This is a genomic window from Streptomyces sp. NPDC102259 (assembly GCF_044766465.1).
GTDB lineage: Bacteria > Actinomycetota > Actinomycetes > Streptomycetales > Streptomycetaceae > Streptomyces.
Genome location: NZ_JBIWMA010000067.1, coordinates 1 through 1,665, shown reverse-complemented (window position 1 = coordinate 1,665; position 1,665 = coordinate 1). Strand labels below are relative to the sequence as shown.

Sequence of the window (1,665 nt, the reverse complement as noted above, 5' to 3'; positions counted from 1 at the left end):
AGAAGCCGTATCTCAACCGAACGTGATCCCTTGATTCCTGCTGGTCAGGCATGGTTTCGCTCGGGTTGAGGGAGGCATCGCGACGTCTTGTGTCCGCTTCATGGTCGAGGGGTGCGCGGTGGCGTCGGTGTTGGGAATGCTGGAGGAGCGAGAGGCGGCTGCCCGCGTGCGGGTGGAGGGCTTGCGGGAGGATGTCGCGCGGTTGGCTGAGGTGTTGGAGGCCGCGGAGATCGAGCTGGACCGGCGGGTGATCGCGCGGGAGGAGCTGGTCGAGGCCCTGGCAGTCTCTGCGGCCGAGTCCACTGCCGTGACCACGACCGAGGCGGAGGAGGAAACGGCGCCTTCGCTCGCGCCGGTGCCGGGCTCGACGGTGCCGCCCTGGCGAGAAGGGCTGCCGGTGATGGTTCTGGCACCGGACTATCAGAAGATTCTGGGCGTCCTGGAACAGCAGCGGTCCACGGGTCACGGACCGCTTCGGGCCAAGGAGATCGCGGTGGAGCTGGGCCTTGGGACCACGCCGGCGAAGGTCGAGGGGGTGCGTTCGAAAGCCCGGCGCCTGGCGGAGCGCGGGTGGCTCCTCGTGGAGGCGTCGGGGGCGTTCAGTGCCGGCCGGCCGCCCGTGGCCGTGCCAGACGCCGGCTCATCCGCGTGACCATCGACCACCGGATCATCGCCTCGCTGGAGGCGGGCAGAGTCTCGTAATCACGGGCCAGACGGCGGGAGTTCATCAGCCACGCGAACGTGCGCTCTGCCACCCACCGCCTCGGCAGCACCACGAACCCTGTCATGTCGTCGGTGCGCTTGACGATCTCCAAGGTCAGAGCGAGCTTGTCCCGGCTCCAGCCGACGAGGCCGCCGGTGTAGCAGCCGTCGGCCCAGACGAGGATGATGTCGCGGTGCAGGCGGCGCAGCCTCTGCAGCAGGCCCGCCGCGGCGTCCCGGTCGCCGATGTTCGCAGCCGTGACCGCGACGACCAGGAGCAGGCCGAGGGTGTCGGTCACGATGTGCCGTTTGCGGCCCGGCACCTTCTTCCCGCCGTCGTAGCCGCGTGAGGCGGCCGGCACCGTCGCGGCGGCCCGCACCGACTGCGCGTCGATGATGCCCGCCGTGGGCTCGGCCTCGCGACCCTCGCGCTCACGGACCTTCCCGCGCAGCCGGTCGTGGAACTCGGCGATCAGCCCGTGCTCGCGCCAGCGGCGGAAGAAGGCGTAGACCCGGGCCCAACCGGGGAAGTCCGCGGGCATCGCCCGCCACGAGATCCCGCCCGCGACCAGGTAACGGATTGCGTCCAGCAGCTGCCGGTGATAGTAGCCCTCGGGCCGTCCGCCCCGCCCCTGAAGCCAGGCCGGCACCGGCAACAGCGGCCGGACGGCCGCCCACTCTGCGTCTGTCATGTCCGACGGATACCGGCGCACCCGATCGGGCTGATCGGCCGCGTTGCCGTACGCATGCGCGAGACAATCGCACGACACAGCGGACGAGTTGAAGTCAACGGGCTCGGGCGCGTACAACAACGACAACAGGGCCTCCGGGAACCGCTCGGAATGGGGTCGCACCCCCGAGCTACCGGGAGGCCCTGCCTTCATGCGCGTATCGCCGGAAGATCACCCGACCAGGAACACTGTTCGATCCACACGTTCCAAGATCGGTTGAGATACGGCTTCT

Annotated in this window: 2 protein-coding genes; one reads left to right on the top strand and one right to left on the bottom strand. The window is 69.5% G+C overall.

Annotated elements, in window-relative coordinates; all coding sequences use genetic code 11:
• The first annotated feature begins 100 nt into the window (after positions 1-100).
• Positions 101-652, top strand: a complete 552-nt coding sequence (locus ACIRPU_RS44375) for a hypothetical protein (protein ID WP_403878956.1) — start codon at positions 101-103, stop codon at positions 650-652.
• On the opposite strand, the gene ACIRPU_RS44370 is transcribed toward ACIRPU_RS44375, so the two are convergent.
• Complete coding sequence (locus ACIRPU_RS44370) at positions 600-1,394, bottom strand: IS5 family transposase (RefSeq protein ID WP_403878953.1); 795 nt, start codon at positions 1,392-1,394, stop codon at positions 600-602. The genes ACIRPU_RS44375 and ACIRPU_RS44370 overlap by 53 nt on opposite strands.
• Between the last annotated feature and the right edge of the window lie 271 nt (positions 1,395-1,665).